This is a genomic window from Yersinia alsatica, assembly GCF_902170305.1.
Classification (GTDB): Bacteria; Pseudomonadota; Gammaproteobacteria; order Enterobacterales; family Enterobacteriaceae; genus Yersinia; species Yersinia alsatica.
In genome coordinates, this window is the sequence record NZ_CABHWW010000038.1 from 67,269 (window position 1) to 85,645 (window position 18,377).

Here is an 18,377-nt window from a genome sequence, read left to right on the forward strand (position 1 = left end):
TTTAGCGCTGATTAACCCCCTGTATTGGGTCAATCGAATAACATAAAAAGCGGCATACACAGGTGAAATTCGGATTTTTTTAATCTCGAATCCGTTATCTAATCCCTTTGGGCGTGTTTTCAGCTAAACACATTAGATAAAAGGATGGGGATTATGCTTCATTATTTAACGGCCTTGATATTTGGATTGCCATGGCTGCTCAGTAATAGTTGCCTGGCACAAACGGATGTTGAATCAACCAAATGCAGCGATACGGATTTTTCTCATGTTCTGTCTTGCTATAAGGATAAATTGGCAGCAGAGCCGCTTACCTACAATTTGCTGAGCCAAGAAAATCTACCTGGGTTGGAATGGCGTCGCTATCAATTGACTTCGCAATACTGGACGCCGGAGGATTTAGTCTCTCCTGCCGCCTGGCAGCATGAGGTGGAGATCTTTATTCCCGAGGGGAGTACTTCGACGCAAGGGTTGGTGGTCATTAATAATGGTATTAACCATGGAACCGAGACTATTCCAGCCTCTGGCCCGACGGATTTTTCCATCGATACATTGCAAAATATTGCTCGTGCCACCAATACCCTAGTGATAGCGATTAGCACTATTCCCAATCAGTATCTTGAGTATCAACAGGATGGGACGCCACGGAAGGAGGATTACAGTGTTGCGCGGAGCTGGCGGCTATTTATGGAGGCACCGGAAACTCGCTCTACATTAGCGCTGAATATTCCTATGACTGCGGCAGTTTCTCAGGCCATGACCATGGCGCAGCAAGCTTTGCCGGAAAAAGCGTTAGACAGCTTTATTATAACCGGATTATCCAAGCGCGGCTGGACGACTTGGCTTACGGCCATTAATGACTCTCGGGTAAGTGCTATTGTGCCCTTTGTTATTGACCTTCTGAATACCCGTGTTGCATTAGAACATATGTATCAATCTTACGGCGGTAATTGGCCCATCGCCTTCGCGCCCTACTATCAGGACGAAATTGATAAAAAGCTGGAGACACCGGATTTCACTAAATTGATGCAGATTATTGATCCCTTGCAGTATTTGGATACGGAGTATCAGGCTCGGCTCAGTATTCCGAAATACATTATCAATGCCAGCGGTGATGATTTTTACGTGCCCGATAATACAGATTTTTATTACGATAAATTACCCGGCGTCAAAGCACTGCGGGTGGCACCCAACTCCAGTCACTATGGCATTACTGCTTTCAGCGAGCAGTCGCTGATTACCTTTGTTAATCGTCTGCACCAATCCACGTCAATGCCGCAAATGAATGCCAGTATTGGAATGAAAGATAAGATACAAACATTGACGGTGCATCTGTCTGAGGCACCAGAGAAAGCGGTGCTATGGGTGGCTGCAAATCCTGAGGCTCGTGATTTCCGCTATGCCTGTGGTGTGCGGTATACCGCATTTCCCTTGGCTATAACGCCGGAAAATACGATTGAGATGGCGCTTACGGTACCTGCCACTGGCTGGCAAGCTACGTTTATTGAAGCGACATTTAATGATGGGTTTGTTGCTACCACGCCTGTTTATGTCTTACCGAAGGATATCTATCCCAGCACTGCACCGCCAACCATCGGAGCGGCATGTAAAACGTTACCGGGGCGTAAGCTCGCGGCAGTAGACGATGTTGTGTCGCCGGATAGTGTGGTAGCGGTTACGCCGTGAGTGGATTTTTGGCAATAAAAAAACCCGGTACAGACCGGGTTTTTCTCATGCTTGGCAGTTAATAGAGTGACGACTCACCCGCAGGGCGGGTTTTGAAGCGGCGATGCAGCCAAAGGTATTGCTCTGGTGCCCGCATGATCTCTTTTTCAATCACTTTATTCATGTAACGGGCGGCAGCTATCTCATCGTCGATTGGATAATCTTCTAATGCTGGTTGAATTAGCAGGTCATAGCCGCTGCCATCTGTTTTGCGCAGTAACACTAACGGCAGCAAAGCCGGTTTTGCCAAGCGCGCCAGCATAAAGGTGCCGCTGGTGGTGGCCGCCTGATTAACGGCAAACAGTGGTGCAAAAACACTGCCTCGTGGGCCGTAATCTTGGTCTGGAGCGAACCATACCGCTTCACCTTTTTTCAAGGCTTGCACCATGCCACGGAGGTCTTTGCGATCCAGCATCGCTTTATTGGAGCGCATGCGGCCCCACGTCTGTACCAACTCCATCACTTTATTATTGTGCGGGCGGTACATGGCCATCATTGGCTGACATTGCCCCATCACGCGGCCACCCAGTTCCAGCGACATAAAATGCACGCCAATCACCAAGACACCGCGATTACCTTCTTGTGCCTTTTTCAGGTTATTCAGACCGGAGACGGTAAACCAACGTTTGACTCGGGCGTCCGACCAAAACCATGCCATACCGGTTTCTAGCAGCCCCATACCCAAGGATTCAAAATTCCCGACGATAGTGCGCTCAAGGACATTCTTGTCCATATCTGGGAAGCAAAGTTCCAGATTGCGTCGGGCGATGGAAACACGGCGTTTAAGAAAGCGCATTGAGGTGCGGCCAAGCCAAATCCCCAGTTTGTTTAGCACCGGGTAGGGCAGTTGGACTAACAGAAACAGGACGCCGAGGCCAAACCAGGTTAGCCAATAGCGCGGGTGGAGCAGGGAAATATGGAATTTCTGCGGCTTTATCATATGAACTCTATCGTTATGCGTTAAGTGCGAGCTTGTAACGCATATGGATATAACTCGATAGCGGTACATATCTTCAGACACCGTTGGTCGATTATCGTTTTCGTAGTAACGACAATTGACGCAATATTTACATTAAAAGCGGGGGTCGCGTAGTGAATGGTCACGAAAGGTGGGTGATCGATAAGCGAGGCTAGCTTTTGTCGCATTATATCATAACCGGAGTAAATGGAAGGAAAAATCAATACCGCGCCAGCATGACAGCGCGGTATTGTTACTTTTATCTCTGCCAGTGGATTACCAGAAGCCCAGCACTTTCCACCAGGCGCTACCAATAATCAGCCAGATAGGAATGACCACCAGACTCATTAAGAAGCCAATTTTCCACCAGGTTGCCAGCGGGATAAAGTTACAACCGAACAGAATTGGAGCAGGGCCGCCGGAATAATGGGTGGTTGCCATATACAGGTTACTGAACATACCAAATACTAATACTGTCAGCATGGGCGGAGCACCCGCTGCTATAGCAATGGAAACAAAAATCGCATACATGGCGCTGATATGGGCAATGGCACTGGCCATCATATAGTGGCTGTAATAGTACGCCAGCAGCAGAATACCCATCATCGGTACCCAGTTCATACCCTGTACCGAACCGGCAATCGACGATCCAAACCAGCTAATAAAGCCTAATTTATTCAGTTGGCTAGCTAGTGTGAGGAGCACCGCAAACCAAATTACCGTGTGCCATGCTTCTTTCTCGGCAATCACATCATCCCAAGCCAGTGCACCGCTCAGTAATAAGATGGCTAAACCAATAAAGGCGGTCATGGTGGCATCAATATTCAGTGCTGAGCCGCACACCCATAAGGTCACCAGCCCAATGAAGACGGATAATACGATCCACTCATTGCGGCTCATTGGCCCCATTTCTTTTAATTTTTCAATTGCCAGTGCGCGCATTTCTGGCGTTTTCTTTAATTCCGGTGGATAGAAGCGGTACAGCAGCAGCGGGATCACCGCCAGAGAGATTAAGCCGGGAACAATGGCAGCCAGTGCCCAACTGCCCCAAGTAATGGTGATACCCATTTCACCCGCCAGCTTGCCGATCATTGGGTTGCCAGCCATTGAGGTCAGGAACATTGCGCAGGTAATGGCGTTGCACTGGAAGATACATTGCACCAGAAATGCCCCGATTTTGCGCTCGGTTCCACGGTCGGGTGTTGACTCATAAGCTTCAGATATTGAACGGAACAGTGGGGTGATGATGCCACCACAACGCGCTGAAGTAGATGGCATCGCGGGGGCAAACAGTAAATCGGTCAGCACTAAACCATAAGCCAGGCCCAGTGAACTGTGACCGAGTTTACTGATAAATAGATAACCGACTCGGCGACCAAAACCCGTTTTGATAAAACCGCGTGAGATAAAGAAGGCGCACGCAATCATCCAGATAGTGGGATCAGCGAAGCCGACTAACACTTCTTTTATGCTCAACAGGCCAGTTGCCGCCACGACCGTCAAGCTGAATATAGCCATTGCACCCAGTGGATATGGCGAGAGGATCAGGCCAATAACCGTTGCCGCAAAGACCGCCATGAGGTGCCAGGCTCGCGGATCGACAGATTCAGGTACCGGGCTAAACCAGATACCTATCCCAATAAATAGGATAAGCAGCATTCTTCCTATACGTGTTTTGAATATCGACATGATTATTTACCCTGATGTTATTTTATGTACAGTGCTAATCATCGCCAGTAAAAAGAAGGTGATAATTCAATTATTAAGGCTGTGATTATATGAAGTAACTGTATCGGCAAAATAACGTAATCATTTTGATCAAAGTCATTCTTATATTCTACGGAGTATAGATGCAGGGCTGGGGAATATATTGTTCTGAACAGGGTAATTCAGACAAAATTTATCGATTACTTTACTTTTTTAATTATATTTGGCGGGATTTTATCTGTTGAAACAACATAATTTCGCATTAATAGACGAGTGGATAAGACAATTCAGATAATGGTTGGGATAAATCTTGTATATTAAATGATCTAATGAGAAATAATGTATAACGCATAAACTCAGCTTATTGAATTCCTTACTCTTGAGCCGCGAAAATTTAATATCACTATTAATCGATTGATATTCTAAGTAACAAAAAACCCGCACGAATGCGGGTTATTTTTTGGGAGTAATTTAACTGCTCAGGGCTATCACCTTCATCGCTATCGTAAATTACTCCGGTACCCTGTACCCTTGAAAATTCAGCTATATTTGCTGTAACTCCAATGAGTTGGGTATGTATTATTGACTCTTACAGAGCAATAACATTTACCGCTGATGGGCCTTTAGCGCCGTTCTCGATAGAGAACTCAACTTTTTGGCCTTCATCTAAGGTTTTGAAATCATTGCTCTGAATGGCAGAGAAGTGAACGAACACATCTTTGCTGCCGTCAGCAGGAGTGATGAAACCGAAACCTTTATCAGCGTTAAACCATTTTACTAAACCAGTCATTTTATTAGACATAGAGATACTTCCTTCATTTATATATTAATTGCCGCCATAGGCGAGCGAATAGGCTGGGGCACAACTTATGGGGCACTTAGAAGGAATTTCACGGAGAAGAGGTATCTGTCTGATAGCACTAATACGGGGAACTGCTTTACTAAAACTGCTTGGCATAAATGTTACTGTCAACCGGTACTGCTTTGTTACTTGGGGAGCGGCTACTCTGCTCGGGTCTGGCCGTCATCGCTGTCGGCAGCCTGCTCCCCGAATCATACTGTATTAATTACAGTGCGATTACGTTTACCGCTGATGGGCCTTTAGCGCCATTCTCGATAGAGAACTCAACTTTTTGGCCTTCATCTAAGGTTTTGAAATCATTGCTCTGGATGGCAGAGAAGTGAACGAACACATCTTTGCTGCCGTCAGCAGGAGTGATGAAACCGAAACCTTTACCAGCGTCAAACCATTTTACTAAACCAGTCATTTTATTAGACATAGAGATACTTCCTTCAATTATTTTTGCCACAATTGTGTAGCGAACGTGGTCTGTCTTTCAGAGGGTAACTTACTTAGGCACTTAGGAGGAGACTCACGGAGAAGGGATATCTATGGATAACGCTTGAACTGAGGACTGCTTTACTAAAACTGCTTTCATAAGGTCTGTGTTCCAAACCGATGAAGCTATTTAACCACAACACATTCCTCGTGGCAACCTAATATTTGACTACCATAACGAATATCAATGGTTTTTTCATCTGGATATCAATGGTAAATGTTGATTTTAATGTGATAAAACAGCTGATTACGCCGATAAAAGCCGGTGATAAATTTTAATTATTTTAGGTGTTTGATGCTAGACGCCGGAGGAGGTAATCCCCCGGCATTTGAATTTAACGAGGAGAAACGGTGACAGTACCGCTGCGATCACTGGCAATGATAACGCGTTGGCCGGCACTGAAGCGGGTTGGCCCCTGTGCCTGAACGACAACAATGCTGCTGCCATCATCCCGACGAATTTCCAATTGCACACCTTCACTACGGTTCATTGCGCTCTGCACACCCTGACCCGCCATACCACCAGCAACCGCACCACCTGCTGTTGCCAGGCTATTACCACGGCCACCGCCGATGGTATTACCTAAGAACCCACCGACCACGGCACCACCAATGGCCCCGGCTACATTATTCTCACTGCCACCCTGGATGGTTACCGGGCGAGCGGAGACGATAGTGCCATAGGTCACTGTCTGTACTTGCCGTGCCTGAGAGGCCGTGAAAGTATCACCAGATGCCGTTCTGTTGTTGGCACATCCACTTAATACGGTAGCGGCGAGCGCTACAACAATAATCAGTTTATTCATATTTAACCCCTATGTTTAGCACAAGTCAGATGTTGGTGATGCTTCAGCCATACCCCTCTTATTTGACGTTGCAGCGGTGTTGACTGTTTGTACTTATACGCCAACTACATTGAGTATAGATAGTTGTTAGTTATGACTATAGCGTGATAATGATTCATTTGAGGAGATAATATTAAGCAGATGTAATATAGGCGAGTTCCCGGTTTCTATTCGTGTTACCGTCAATGCTAATTATGGCTCTCTATTGCTTCAGGAATGCTGTCTTGTCACGCTCGATTCTTTCTACCAAGATTTTTCGCCTCGACCTCGGTCGCTTAATCCTTATTCTGGCTGTGATGAGTGCTTTTGTGACACTGGCGAATAGCTTTTATGCGAGTTATCGGGTGCAGCGACAGCTACTGATTGATAATACTTTGGAAGCCAATCGTGTCTATGCCACTAAGCTGGCGTCCAGCACCGAAATTTTTCTGAGAAGTGCGCAACGGCAACTTCATTACAGCAGCATGATTGCGGCAAAGCATTTCGACGATCAGGCGCTTCTGCAAGCTGAAACCGCGCGGCTAAAATACCAAACTGATAGCTTCAACTCGGTGGTCGTGACTGATGCTCACGGGGTTGTCCGCGCTACCTCACCTGATAGCCTCCAATTACTGGGCCATACCCTGACGTCACCTGGCTCAGTGGAAGCGCTCAAATTACGCCGCCCAATAATCAGCCGACCTTACATGTCAGCAGCCAATAATCTGGTGATCAATATTTCGACACCAATTATCACGCCGGATGGACGCTATCGCGGTTATATCGGCGGCACTATTTATCTGCGCAAACAAAGCATTCTAAACGAGTTACTGGGTGAGCATTATTATCGCGATGGTTCTTACATCGTGGTGCTGGATAATGAACGGCGGATTCTGTATCACCGCGATGCGAATCGTATCGGGGAAATTCTTGAGTCTAAACCCCTTACCGAGATGGCGAAAAACGCCACTAACGGCAGTTTGATGGTGACGAACACCGATGGTGAGTCAATGCTGGCGGGCTATGCCATCGTTGAGCCATCAGACTGGCAAATCATTACATTGCGGCCAGAGGCGGCGACCTTAAAACCCCTGGAAGGACTTATGCTGAAGGGGTTGGGCCATATCACGCCGCTGGCATTACTCACATTGATGGGCGTTTGGCTATTATCACGGCTGATTGCTCGCCCGTTGTGGCTGCTTGCGGGCAGTGCCAATGCCATGGACAAACCCGATATTGCCAGCAGTATCAAAGAAATACCTTCATGGTATTTTGAGGCCACCCAGCTTAAGCGGGCGCTGTTGATTGGTATCAGCCTACTGCAAAAGAAAATTGGTAAACTGCGGTTTGAAGCACAAACCGATCCCATGACCGGGCTGTATAACCGACGCGGGCTGGCCACGACACTTGAGCCAATCTCACAACTGGAACAGCACTTTTCTGTTATTGCGCTGGATATTGACCATTTTAAAGCGATTAATGACTCTTACGGTCATGATGTGGGGGATGAGGTTATCAAGCAGGTAGCGGTTCAGATCCGTGAAAGCTCTCGTGATACCGATATCCTGTGCCGTAGTGGCGGGGAAGAGTTCCTGATATTGCTGCCGGGCACCACTCCTGATGTGGCGATACAGGTCGCCAACCGGCTGCGCCACAATGTAGAAATGATGGTGATGCCAAACATTCGGCCTATCACTATTTCATTAGGGGTGGCGTACTGGAGTGGCGATGGGATGCCAGAGGATGCACTAAAAAGGGCGGATGAAGCATTATATCGCGCTAAAGATCAGGGTCGTAATCGGGTCGAAATTAGCTAATAAAAAAGGCGCGCTCCGTGTGGAGTACGCCTTTTTAAACAACACCTTAACTGACTAGTATCAGTTCATGCCGTATTTTTTCAATTTCTTACGCAGCGTGCCACGGTTGATGCCCATCATCAGGGCAGCACGGGTTTGGTTGCCACGGGTGTATTGCATCACCATGTCCAACAATGGCTGTTCAACTTCAGCCAGTACCAACTCATACAGGTCACTCACATCCTGACCATTCAGTTGAGCAAAATAGTTCTTCAGTGCTTGTTTAACCGAGTCACGCAAAGGCTTTTGAGTCACCTGATCTTGTGAATTTACGGTTGCAACGGTCAGTACGTCAGAATTTACGCGTTGTTCGAACATAGTTCTGTCAGCTCTTTTTTCTGTTTACGCAAGATTTTCGAAATATGCCTCCAACGCCTCCAGCTGTTCGCTGGCATCCTCAATGGCGTTGAATGTGCGCCGAAACTGGTCGTTAGGGGCGTGCTCCTGGAGATACCAAGAGACGTGCTTACGTGCAATACGAAATCCCTTGCCTGGACCATAAAAGTCGTGCAATTCCCGTATATGCCCATTTAACAAGCGCTGCACTTCGCCAAGTGGCATCGGTGGCAACAACTCCCCAGTGTCCAGGTAATGCTGGATTTCCCGGAAGATCCAAGGTCTTCCCTGAGCGGCACGTCCTATCATCAGGGCATCAGCCCCAGTGTAGTCGAGCACCGCTCTGGCTTTATGCGGGTCAGTGATGTCACCATTCGCGATAACGGGAATGGAAACAATCTGCTTAACTGCCCGAATGCTGTCGTATTCCGCCTCGCCATTAAACAGACAAGAACGGGTTCGGCCATGAATTGTCAGAGCTTGTATACCACAGCTTTCAGCTAGTTGGGCAATTTCTATACAGTTACGGTGTTCTGGCGACCAACCAGTCCGGATCTTCAACGTTACCGGCACATCTACCGCATTAACTACTGCGGAGAGGATCTGTTTGACCAGATCAGGATGCTGCAATAATGCCGATCCTGCCAGTTTGCGGTTCACTTTCTTGGCCGGACATCCCATATTGATGTCAATAATTTGGGCACCATTCGCCACATTAATTCTGGCGGCTGCTGCCATATCATCCGGGTCGTTACCGGCAATTTGCACGGTACGAATTCCAGGCTCATCACTATGAACCATGCGCAAACGCGACTTATCCGTCCGCCATACCTCTGGATTAGAGGAGAGCATTTCAGATACAGCCATCCCAGCCCCCATGCCATGACATAGCGCTCTGAAGGGGCGATCTGTGATACCCGCCATCGGGGCGGCAATCAGGCAATTTGTAAGCTGGAAGTGTCCAATACGCATAGACAAAGAATGACCACACTGTGTCCGTAAGGGCGCGTATATTACGCATTTTTGCGCTCAGATGAAAGGCCAAACTTTGACCAATTGATGAAAAAAGAGCGATAAATAACGGACTAAACTTGGCTAATTAATTATTTATTTATATATAACATGGCGTTAGTGCAAATTGGTTAATTTGTGCGCTTTAATATTTTCTATCAAACAACATAATTATCGACTGCGGACATAGCATAATATCGGTTGAAAGTGCTGATTTATTCAGCAAATCAAAGATAAAGCGCAGATATAAATGAGTCAGACATCTCATTTCGGTTAAAAATAGTGCCTGACGGATTGCGATCTGATGCCGGGAAATGCTAGCGGTTGCTCGTCGATTGAGTGAACCTCTATACCGAGGCTCACTCTACAAGTGAGTCACATCGCCAATAGCTTTCGATGTAATAATCTGTTCGCGCAGTATTATTTTTTGATACCGGTAATACGGCACCACTCTTCTTTCTCGGCCACCGGGTCTAGAGTGAATTTATCTTCGTAGGCCTGTGCCACGCCAGCCGCTTGTGTCGCCAGCACGCCTGACAGCCCAAGATGGCCGCCCGCAACCGGTAGGACACTGATCAGCGGTGCCAATTCCCGCAGCGGGCCTGCCAGAATATTGGCCACCACCACATCAGCAGATAAATCTGCTGGCTGGTCTTTTGACAGATACAGCTCCAAACGCTCTGAAACGCCATTACGCTGCGCGTTATCGCGACTGGCTTGGATAGCCTGCGGATCGATATCAATGCCAATAGCGCGCGTTGCACCGAGTTTTAGAGCTGCAATTGCCAGGATGCCGGAGCCACAACCAAAGTCGATAACGGTTTTACCGACCAAATCCAGACCATCGAGCCATTGCAAGCAGAGTGCCGTGGTTGGGTGGGTGCCGGTACCAAAGGCCAAACCCGGGTCCAGCATCACGTTCACGGCAGTTGGGTCGGGCACATCGCGCCAGCTTGGGCAGATCCACAGACGCTCACCAAAACGCATCGGATGGAAGTTATCCATCCATTCACGTTCCCAATCTTTATCTTCCAACTGCTCAATCTTGTGGATAAAGCCTTTACCGAGTTGCGGATTGTATTCCAGCATAGCAACCACTTCGGCCATGTCGGTCTCGGCATCATACAGGCCAATGACATCAGTATCGCCCCACAGGCGGGTCTCTCCCGGCAGAGGTTCAAACACCGGGTTATCGTGGGTATCTTGAAAAGTGACTGAAACTGCGCCACTTTCTACCAGCGCATCGCCAAGGGATTCGGCCTGATTACCGCTGGTGTTTAACTTGAGTTGGATCCAAGGCATAGCAATTCTCTCAAGGCCCCGTTTAGCCTAAGGCGATAAATGGGGCCATTTAAATTAGTTTTTAATCCGCGCTGACCACTGCGGGCTGGCGTGTTTTTGCTCGGTCACCAAACTGGTTGCCGATGTAAAACGCCAGCAGATTCAGTGCCAGCGATGGCACTATCGGGTGCAGACCGGCTATCTTAATATCGAAACTGGCCAGTACTGTATAGCATACCGCACCGACAATCATTGAGCTAAGAGCACCGTGGGCATTGGCGCGCTCCCAGTACAATCCCAGCACCAATGGCCAGAGGAATACCGCTTCAAGGCCGCCAAAGGCTAAGAGATTCAGCCAGATAATCATTTCTGGTGGGCGCCAAGCAGCAAGCAGCAATAACAGCCCAAGAATCAGTGTCGACATGCTGGAAATGCGGGTCAGCTTGCGTTCGTTCTTCAGCTCTTGTGGCCTTAGATTGAGGTATAAATCTTTCACAATAGTGGCCGACGATTGCAGCAGCTGGGCATTAATGGTCGACATAATCGCCGCCATAGGAGCCGCGAGAAAGATCCCGGCGGCAAAAGGTGGCAGCACGGTGATCATCAGTGTGGGGATCACCTGATCCGGGATCTTCAGATCCGGCAAGATAGCCCGGCCCAGTGCACCCGCTAAATGCATACCAAACATCAAGATGGCGACGACGATGGTGCCAATGATAATGCCACGGTGTACCGCTTTGCTATCACGATACGAAATACAACGCACCGCGGTATGTGGCAAGCCAATGACTCCAAAACAGACCAGGATCCAGAAAGAGGCCATAAATGGCAGGTCGAGGATCTGATCGCCGCCCTGAGGAGAGACCAATGCAGGGTCAATGTGCTGTAAAGTCTCAACCGCTTTATGTAGCCCGCCAGCTGCATGGATAACCGCCACTAACAGCAAAATGGTGCCGACCAACATCACCAGCCCTTGTAGGGCATCGTTGAGCACACTGGCTCGGAAGCCACCAAAAGAGGTGTATAGCGCGATACTGATGCCGAAGATCAATAAACCGGTGTCGTAAGGGATCCCAGCGGCGGTTTCCAGCAAGCGGGCTCCACCGATAAACTGCACTGTCATGGCCCCGACAAAGGCAACCAGTAAGCTGAGGCTAGCCAACCACACCAATAAGCGGCTCTGATAGCGGGCATACAGCATGTCGTTGAGGGTTACGGCATTATAACGGCGTGCCAGAATGGCAAACTTCTTACCTAACACGCCCAGCGATAGCCAGACCGCGGGCAGCTGAATCATCGCCAGCAATACCCAGCCCAACCCATACTTATAGGCAGCACCCGGCCCACCGATAAATGAACTGGCGCTGATATAAGTCGCGGTCAGGGTCATTGCCAGTACGAATCCCCCCATCGAGCGGCTGCCGATAAAGTATTCGTTGAGAAAATTCCCGGTCTGGCGGCGAGTATAAGCATAAATGGACAGGCCAAATACCATAACCAGATAGCCCACTAACGGCAGGATGACATCAGTTTGCATTGTCGTCCTCCAATGGGATATCGCGAAATATCACGCGCACCATTAAGTAGCACAGCACGATAAACAGCAGCGGCAGTGCAATACAGGCGGCTTCAAACCAGGCGGGCAGGCCGCTTAACCCAGGAATATTGCCCGGTAAATAGGCAGTTATTATCCAGCCCGCCAGATACGCCAGCGTCAAGCCAAAGGCCCAGCGTGCTTCTTTGTTTGCCTGTAGGAACCTTGTGTCCATTTTTCCCCTTCTTATTTGGCTTTGTAGCGGTGTTAGCCGCATCCATTGAAACGCCAGCTATGTCAATCAAAAGAAAAAGCCGGTCAGCATGATATTTCATAAACAGATTATTGTTTAGCTGAAATATCGTAAGCCTATTTATTCAGTTGCTTAACCTAATCAGAATGACGAGGTGTCTGGCAACACTTTCAGCCGATCTCTTCTTGTCTTGTGTGTATGCGTGTGTAGAATAAATATCAGGTTAGGAGGACATATGAAATCGACTGACCTGATAAAAGAGCTAATGGCCGCGGGGTGTGAACTTAAACGGCATAATGGAGGAAGCCACCAAATATGGTGGTCGCCAATAACAGGAAAGACATTTCCTGTACCACATCCGAAAAAGGATTTACCCATTGGTACTATTAGGTCTATCAAGAAAATGGCGGGGATCTGATCCCCGCCGACTTTGGAGGCTCATATGTTATTTTCAGTAGGTGTAGAGACACCAAAAGATGAAAAAACCGCATACGGTATAATTGTTCCGGCGTTTTCTGCTTATGAATACGGATGTTTCTCAGCTGCTGATGTTCAGGAAGATATTGCCGTTATGGCTAGAGAAGCTATTTTGCTAACCGTTGAAGATATGATTCTCAGCGGGAAGTTCTCGGTTGAAGATATCAAGGATGCTGGTTTTATGGTTTATGCGGCTAATCCTGAATATTCATTTTGCGATACATGGTTTGTTATTGATGTTGATCTATCTGAGTTTGAAGGGAAACAGCAACGGATTAACATTGCGCTGCCAGATATTTTAATAAAGCGGATTGATTATTTTGTGCGAAATAAAAAATCAATTTATCGCGATAGAAGCCATTTTTTTGCCGAGGCGGCGCGACATGAACTCACTCAAGATAATGAAATATCATCAGTTTCATCAAAATAAAATATCTTTTATTTCAATTTATTAGGCAATAAAAAAGGCCGGTGATTTACCGGCCTTGATAGAAAAATCAAAAGCATGAAAGACGCAATATCAGGTTTCTTGTAACCCGAGTTTTTTCTCCAGATAGTGGATATTGGTTCCACCGTGCTGGAAGTTTTCGTCGTTCATGATGCGCTGCTGCAACTCAACGTTGGTTTTAATGCCATCGATAATGAGTTCTGCCAGCGCATTCTTCATACGGGCAATAGCCACATCGCGGTTTTCGCCATAAGTGATCAGCTTGCCGATCATCGAGTCATAATACGGCGGTACAGTATAGCCGGCGTAAATATGAGACTCCCAACGCACACCAAAACCGCCCGGCGCATGGAAACGGGTAATTTTACCCGGACTTGGCAGGAAGGTATTTGGGTCTTCGGCGTTGATACGGCATTCTACTGCGTGGCCGTGAACTTTCACTTCATCTTGTTTGATGGAGAGAGGTTGGCCAGCAGCAATACGCAGCTGTTCTTTAATCAAGTCGACACCGGTGATCATTTCGGTAACCGGGTGCTCAACCTGAATACGGGTGTTCATTTCGATGAAATAGAACTCGCCGTTTTCATACAGGAACTCGAAAGTACCGGCGCCACGATAGCCGATTTCCACACAGGCTTTCGCACAGCGCTCACCGATATAACGGCGCATTTCGCTGGTGATGCCAGGTGCTGGAGCCTCTTCAACCACTTTCTGGTGACGGCGCTGCATAGAACAGTCACGTTCTGCCAGATAGATAGCACTACCCTGACCATCAGCCAAAATCTGAATTTCGATATGGCGTGGGTTCTCAAGGTATTTTTCCATATAAACCATGTCGTTATTGAAAGCTGCTTTAGCTTCCGCACGCGTCATGTTGATGGATTGCTCAAGATCTTTATCGTGACGAACCACACGCATACCACGACCACCGCCACCGCCAGATGCCTTGATAATGACCGGATAACCGATTCGTTTGGCAAAGGCTTTGTTTTTGGTAGTATCGTCGCTCAGTGGGCCGTCAGAGCCTGGTACGCAAGGTACACCGGCTTTCTTCATCGCGCTGATAGCAGAAACTTTATCACCCATCAGGCGGATGGTTTCGGCACGCGGCCCGATGAAGATGAAACCTGAACGTTCTACCTGTTCGGCAAAATCAGCATTTTCAGACAGGAAACCATAGCCGGGGTGAATAGCCACCGCGCCGGTGATCTCAGCAGCAGAAATGATTGCCGGGATATTCAGATAACTTTTAACAGAAGGCGCGGGACCGATACAGACAGTCTCGTCAGCCAATAACACGTGCTTAAGATCACGGTCTGCGGTGGAGTGAACTGCCACAGTTTTGATCCCCAGCTCTTTACAAGCTCGCAGGATACGCAGCGCAATCTCACCGCGGTTAGCGATTACGATTTTATCAAGCATGGAACGCCTCGTTACTCGATGACGACAAGAGGCTCGTCGAATTCAACCGGTTGACCGTTTTCAACCAGAATGGCTTTTACAGTACCGGATTTATCTGCTTCGATTTGGTTCATCATTTTCATCGCTTCAACGATGCAAAGAGTGTCACCAGCAGAAACTTTCTGACCTACTTCAATGAAGGCTTTAGCATCCGGGCTCGGGGTGCGGTAGAAAGTACCGACCATTGGGGAGCGCACGATATGGCCACTGATAGCTGCTGGTGCAGCGGCTTCAGCAGCTGGTGCTGGAGCTACGGCGGCGGCCAGAGCTGGCTGCTGCTGTGGTGCAGCAAAAGCATACGGCTGTTGCATCATTGGGTAGTTTGGTGCGGCGGGAGCACGACTGATACGTACTGACTCTTCGCCTTCTGAGATTTCCAGCTCTGAAATGCCGGACTCTTCAACCAGTTCGATCAGTTTCTTAATCTTACGAATATCCATGAGTGTGATTCCGTACTCTTTATGTGTTGCAATTATACCCATCATGCTTCGAGTTGCATGTGTGTTGACTGCCTTCGTTCACCCCAATCACTTACTTATGTAAGCTCACGGGACTCGCTCAGTTGCCGCCTTCCCACAACTCGAATTATTTCGGGTCTAGTTGGATTGTGACAAGCGATTTACCGCTGCCTGTAAAGCAAAGTTGTAGCCATCTGCGCCAAGTCCGCAGATTACGCCAACTGCAATATCAGAGAGATATGAATGATGACGGAATGGCTCCCGAGCATGCACGTTAGATAGGTGGATCTCGATAAACGGGATCTCCACACCTAACAACGCATCACGCAGCGCGACACTGGTGTGCGTAAATGCTGCCGGGTTGATCAGGATAAAGTCGGTATTACCCCGTGCCTGGTGAATTCTATCGATCAGCGCATGTTCTGCATTTGACTGCAAATGGGACAGCACCACATCCATTCCCTGAGCCTGAGTCTCTAACTGGCTGACAATATCAGTCAACGTAGTGTAACCGTACTTTTCCGGTTCACGTGTCCCAAGCATATTCAAGTTAGGGCCATTCAGAAGCAAAATGTGAAACTTATCCGACATTGTGCTGGTATCTCCGGCAATTAGTACATCATCGTAAAAAATAACCTGATGTCACCGATTTGTCACCTTTTTACGACGAATTTGACACTGCGATCGGCACTAAGGTCGAGCATTATAATGATATCGTAGCAATTAGCAGCTAAATACTGGTCTTATCAGCGAAGATATTCAATAGAAAAGAATACGAATTGTGCGTTCACTACCTAATTATGTCCTCCGTACATGATGTTGCACGGAGGTTAACGGGGTGCGCAGACTCAACTGACTGACGCTCACTGATAATGCCGAGAACTTTGGCTATAAAGCGTGGAGAACGCGGGTAAGTTCCAACTTTTAGCGGCACCATTGCCGAAATTTCTTATAACGCAGTGCCAATAATATGGCTGCTGTCACGGCATAAATAATGGGTAGGGGTGACAGAGTTTTCACCGACCAAAGATAATGAATCGGCGCGAGAATGGCGACAACATACACCAAATTATGCAGCTTTTGCCAGTTAGCTCCCATTTTTCGTTGTGCCCACAAGGTGGATGTCACAGCCAGTGACAGTAACAATAACCAACTAATGATGCCCAATGTCAGGTAGGGGCGAGTGACCAATTCACGGCCTAATAGGCCAATATTGCTCAGCCCTAGTTCCAGTACCGAATAGCTAACCAGATGTAATGTGCCCCAGGCAAAACACCATAACCCCAACAGCCGGCGACAGCGGATCAGCAGCGGTTGCTTGCCGTAGCGGGCCAACGGCGTGACCACCAGAGTTGCCAATAACAGTTTAAGGGTCATACGGCCGGTAAAGTGCTGAATATCTTTAGCGGGATCGGCACTAAACCAACCTTGGTCAACAGAGAGCACCAACCACAGGAAAGGCAGGGATGCTGCCAGCCAGATTGCGACCTTTAGCCATTTAATTTGCCGTAAGCTAAGCCGCATTAGAAATTCTCCCGTAGATCCAAGCCACGATAAAGGGAGGCGACTTGATCGGCATAACCATTAAACAGTAGGGTCGGCTGGCGCTGTACATCAAGGATGCCGCCGGAGCCAATAAAGCGCTCGGTTGCCTGTGACCAGCGCGGGTGGTCGACATGTGGATTTACATTGGCATAAAAACCATACTCGTCGGGTGCGCTCAGGTTCCAGGTCGTTGGGGGCTGGTCATGAGTCAGGCGAATATGAACAATGGATTTTATTCCTTTAAAGCCATATTTCCACGGCGTGATAAGCCGCAGCGGCGCACCATTTTGCGGAGGCAGAGCCTTGCCATAAACACCGAGTGTCATAAAGGCCAGTGGGTGCATGGCCTCGTCCAGTCGTAGCCCCTCTACATAAGGATATTTCAGGCCACCGCCAATAAAGCGATCTTCTTGCCCCGGCATTTGATCCGGTGCATAAAGTGTTTGGAAGGCGACGTAGCGAGCATTGCTGGTCGGTTCAACCAGCTTCAATAATTTCCCCAATTCAAACCCAATCCACGGCACTACCATTGACCAAGCCTCTACGCAGCGCATGCGATAAATGCGCTCCTCCAGAGGAAAGCGTTTCATCAGGTCATCAATATCGAGAGTCATCGGTTTTGCGACGTCGCCGTCGATCTTTATCTGCCAACCTTCGGTTTTGAGCGTACCGGCATTAGCGGCAGGATCAGCTTTATCTTGGCCGAATTCATAGAAGTTATTGTAACCGGTAACTTTATCTTCCGGGGTCATCGCCAAATTTGGGTGGTAAACCGTTGATTTGGTGAAATCCAGCGGCTTGCCCGATGGCGCTTTGGGGCGGTCATTACCTTTAAACCATGCCAGCAAATCGGCCTGCGCAGAGGTAGGCAGCGCAAGTGTAGCTGCGGTGATACCGAGGGCTTGCAATACCTTCCGACGCTGATAAAAAATGCTCTCTGGAGTCACATCAGCTTCAGTCAGTTTGCGCGGCACATTATGAGTGCTGGAAGCGTTGCTCTTGGAATTGAATAAAAAATTGCGCATAACATTACTCCATCAGAGTGGAAGTCACCCTTAATAGTAATAATCATGGCGGGTTATGGGAATAAGTGCGAGTAAACGAAGGAAAATTTCATATTTCCAATTGTTGCCATATGAAACCGGAGGTTTAAACCCCCGGCTTATT

19 protein-coding genes are annotated in these 18,377 nt (G+C 48.1%); 4 read left to right on the plus strand and 15 right to left on the minus strand.

Going from position 1 to position 18,377, the window contains the following annotated elements:
• Positions 1–153: 153 nt before the first annotated feature.
• A complete protein-coding gene (locus FTA96_RS21655) occupies positions 154–1,683 on the plus strand; it encodes a PhoPQ-activated pathogenicity-related family protein (RefSeq protein WP_145574874.1) in 1,530 nt (509 codons plus the stop codon).
• 58 nt (positions 1,684–1,741) lie between these two features.
• On the opposite strand, the gene lpxP is transcribed toward FTA96_RS21655, so the two are convergent.
• The 5 genes from lpxP to FTA96_RS21680 form a co-directional block, all read right to left on the minus strand.
• On the minus strand, positions 1,742–2,662 hold the full coding sequence (gene lpxP / locus FTA96_RS21660) for a kdo(2)-lipid IV(A) palmitoleoyltransferase (RefSeq protein WP_050110777.1): 921 nt from the start codon (positions 2,660–2,662) through the stop codon (positions 1,742–1,744).
• Between the two features lie 294 nt (positions 2,663–2,956).
• Complete coding sequence (locus tag FTA96_RS21665; RefSeq protein ID WP_050110775.1) at positions 2,957–4,369, minus strand: anion permease; 1,413 nt, start codon at positions 4,367–4,369, stop codon at positions 2,957–2,959.
• 607 nt (positions 4,370–4,976) lie between these two features.
• Complete coding sequence (gene cspG, locus FTA96_RS21670) at positions 4,977–5,189, minus strand: cold shock protein CspG (RefSeq protein ID WP_005163087.1); 213 nt, start codon at positions 5,187–5,189, stop codon at positions 4,977–4,979.
• Positions 5,190–5,454: 265 nt separating this feature from the next.
• Positions 5,455–5,667 (minus strand): transcription antiterminator/RNA stability regulator CspE, encoded by a 213-nt coding sequence (cspE, locus tag FTA96_RS21675; protein ID WP_005174354.1) that lies wholly within the window; start codon positions 5,665–5,667, stop codon positions 5,455–5,457.
• A gap of 394 nt (positions 5,668–6,061) precedes the next feature.
• Positions 6,062–6,532: an outer membrane lipoprotein gene (locus FTA96_RS21680; protein ID WP_050110712.1), complete on the minus strand. Its 471-nt coding sequence runs from the start codon at positions 6,530–6,532 to the stop codon at positions 6,062–6,064.
• A 275-nt stretch (positions 6,533–6,807) separates the two neighbouring features.
• Here FTA96_RS21680 and FTA96_RS21685 point away from each other — a divergent pair, with 275 nt between their 5' ends.
• Entirely contained in the window at positions 6,808–8,367 is a 1,560-nt protein-coding gene (locus FTA96_RS21685) for a GGDEF domain-containing protein (RefSeq protein ID WP_050145829.1), read from the plus strand.
• Positions 8,368–8,427: 60 nt separating this feature from the next.
• On the opposite strand, the gene fis is transcribed toward FTA96_RS21685, so the two are convergent.
• From fis to FTA96_RS21710, 5 genes are all read right to left on the minus strand, one after another.
• Positions 8,428–8,724 (minus strand): DNA-binding transcriptional regulator Fis, encoded by a 297-nt coding sequence (fis, locus tag FTA96_RS21690; RefSeq protein ID WP_002210061.1) that lies wholly within the window; start codon positions 8,722–8,724, stop codon positions 8,428–8,430.
• A 24-nt stretch (positions 8,725–8,748) separates the two neighbouring features.
• A complete protein-coding gene (dusB, locus tag FTA96_RS21695) occupies positions 8,749–9,714 on the minus strand; it encodes a tRNA dihydrouridine synthase DusB (protein ID WP_032911567.1) in 966 nt (321 codons plus the stop codon).
• 459 nt (positions 9,715–10,173) lie between these two features.
• Positions 10,174–11,055: a 50S ribosomal protein L11 methyltransferase gene (gene prmA, locus FTA96_RS21700; RefSeq protein ID WP_050110714.1), complete on the minus strand. Its 882-nt coding sequence runs from the start codon at positions 11,053–11,055 to the stop codon at positions 10,174–10,176.
• A gap of 61 nt (positions 11,056–11,116) precedes the next feature.
• Positions 11,117–12,571, minus strand: coding sequence for a sodium/pantothenate symporter (gene panF, locus FTA96_RS21705; protein ID WP_050123190.1), 1,455 nt, complete (start codon positions 12,569–12,571; stop codon positions 11,117–11,119).
• The gene (locus tag FTA96_RS21710) at positions 12,561–12,803 is read right to left on the minus strand and encodes a YhdT family protein (RefSeq protein ID WP_050135550.1); all 243 of its coding nucleotides are present in this window, start codon (positions 12,801–12,803) and stop codon (positions 12,561–12,563) included. The genes panF and FTA96_RS21710 overlap by 11 nt, the downstream gene beginning before the upstream one ends.
• A 253-nt stretch (positions 12,804–13,056) precedes the next feature.
• On the opposite strand from FTA96_RS21710, the gene FTA96_RS21715 reads away from it, so the two are divergent.
• Together FTA96_RS21715 and FTA96_RS21720 are read left to right on the plus strand one after the other, a co-directional pair.
• A complete protein-coding gene (locus FTA96_RS21715) occupies positions 13,057–13,239 on the plus strand; it encodes a type II toxin-antitoxin system HicA family toxin (protein WP_050100546.1) in 183 nt (60 codons plus the stop codon).
• A 24-nt stretch (positions 13,240–13,263) separates the two neighbouring features.
• The gene (locus FTA96_RS21720) at positions 13,264–13,728 is read left to right on the plus strand and encodes a type II toxin-antitoxin system HicB family antitoxin (protein WP_050110719.1); all 465 of its coding nucleotides are present in this window, start codon (positions 13,264–13,266) and stop codon (positions 13,726–13,728) included.
• A gap of 90 nt (positions 13,729–13,818) precedes the next feature.
• On the opposite strand, the gene accC is transcribed toward FTA96_RS21720, so the two are convergent.
• The 5 genes from accC to msrP form a co-directional block, all read right to left on the minus strand.
• Positions 13,819–15,168 (minus strand): acetyl-CoA carboxylase biotin carboxylase subunit, encoded by a 1,350-nt coding sequence (gene accC, locus FTA96_RS21725; protein WP_050110721.1) that lies wholly within the window; start codon positions 15,166–15,168, stop codon positions 13,819–13,821.
• Between the two features lie 11 nt (positions 15,169–15,179).
• The gene (gene accB / locus FTA96_RS21730) at positions 15,180–15,647 is read right to left on the minus strand and encodes an acetyl-CoA carboxylase biotin carboxyl carrier protein (protein ID WP_050100552.1); all 468 of its coding nucleotides are present in this window, start codon (positions 15,645–15,647) and stop codon (positions 15,180–15,182) included.
• 156 nt (positions 15,648–15,803) lie between these two features.
• Positions 15,804–16,256: a type II 3-dehydroquinate dehydratase gene (gene aroQ / locus FTA96_RS21735; protein ID WP_050110723.1), complete on the minus strand. Its 453-nt coding sequence runs from the start codon at positions 16,254–16,256 to the stop codon at positions 15,804–15,806.
• A 333-nt stretch (positions 16,257–16,589) separates the two neighbouring features.
• The gene (gene msrQ / locus FTA96_RS21740; RefSeq protein ID WP_050110725.1) at positions 16,590–17,189 is read right to left on the minus strand and encodes a protein-methionine-sulfoxide reductase heme-binding subunit MsrQ; all 600 of its coding nucleotides are present in this window, start codon (positions 17,187–17,189) and stop codon (positions 16,590–16,592) included.
• Positions 17,189–18,235 carry a protein-methionine-sulfoxide reductase catalytic subunit MsrP gene (msrP, locus tag FTA96_RS21745; protein ID WP_050110727.1) on the minus strand — a complete coding sequence of 349 codons (1,047 nt, stop codon included), beginning with the start codon at positions 18,233–18,235 and terminating at the stop codon, positions 17,189–17,191. The genes msrQ and msrP overlap by 1 nt, the downstream gene beginning before the upstream one ends.
• Between the last annotated feature and the right edge of the window lie 142 nt (positions 18,236–18,377).

Bases quoted from the DNA above. Each gene is read 5' to 3' on its own strand.
- FTA96_RS21655 (WP_145574874.1), top strand. From the start codon at position 154: ATGCTTCATTATTTAACGGCCTTGATATTTGGATTGCCATGGCTGCTC.
- lpxP (WP_050110777.1), bottom strand. From the start codon at position 2,662: ATGATAAAGCCGCAGAAATTCCATATTTCCCTGCTCCACCCGCGCTAT.
- FTA96_RS21665 (WP_050110775.1), bottom strand. From the start codon at position 4,369: ATGTCGATATTCAAAACACGTATAGGAAGAATGCTGCTTATCCTATTT.
- cspG (WP_005163087.1), bottom strand. From the start codon at position 5,189: ATGTCTAATAAAATGACTGGTTTAGTAAAATGGTTTAACGCTGATAAA.
- cspE (WP_005174354.1), bottom strand. From the start codon at position 5,667: ATGTCTAATAAAATGACTGGTTTAGTAAAATGGTTTGACGCTGGTAAA.
- FTA96_RS21680 (WP_050110712.1), bottom strand. From the start codon at position 6,532: ATGAATAAACTGATTATTGTTGTAGCGCTCGCCGCTACCGTATTAAGT.
- fis (WP_002210061.1), bottom strand. From the start codon at position 8,724: ATGTTCGAACAACGCGTAAATTCTGACGTACTGACCGTTGCAACCGTA.
- dusB (WP_032911567.1), bottom strand. From the start codon at position 9,714: ATGCGTATTGGACACTTCCAGCTTACAAATTGCCTGATTGCCGCCCCG.
- prmA (WP_050110714.1), bottom strand. From the start codon at position 11,055: ATGCCTTGGATCCAACTCAAGTTAAACACCAGCGGTAATCAGGCCGAA.
- panF (WP_050123190.1), bottom strand. From the start codon at position 12,571: ATGCAAACTGATGTCATCCTGCCGTTAGTGGGCTATCTGGTTATGGTA.
- FTA96_RS21710 (WP_050135550.1), bottom strand. From the start codon at position 12,803: ATGGACACAAGGTTCCTACAGGCAAACAAAGAAGCACGCTGGGCCTTT.
- FTA96_RS21715 (WP_050100546.1), top strand. From the start codon at position 13,057: ATGAAATCGACTGACCTGATAAAAGAGCTAATGGCCGCGGGGTGTGAA.
- FTA96_RS21720 (WP_050110719.1), top strand. From the start codon at position 13,264: ATGTTATTTTCAGTAGGTGTAGAGACACCAAAAGATGAAAAAACCGCA.
- accC (WP_050110721.1), bottom strand. From the start codon at position 15,168: ATGCTTGATAAAATCGTAATCGCTAACCGCGGTGAGATTGCGCTGCGT.
- accB (WP_050100552.1), bottom strand. From the start codon at position 15,647: ATGGATATTCGTAAGATTAAGAAACTGATCGAACTGGTTGAAGAGTCC.
- aroQ (WP_050110723.1), bottom strand. From the start codon at position 16,256: ATGTCGGATAAGTTTCACATTTTGCTTCTGAATGGCCCTAACTTGAAT.
- msrQ (WP_050110725.1), bottom strand. From the start codon at position 17,189: ATGCGGCTTAGCTTACGGCAAATTAAATGGCTAAAGGTCGCAATCTGG.
- msrP (WP_050110727.1), bottom strand. From the start codon at position 18,235: ATGCGCAATTTTTTATTCAATTCCAAGAGCAACGCTTCCAGCACTCAT.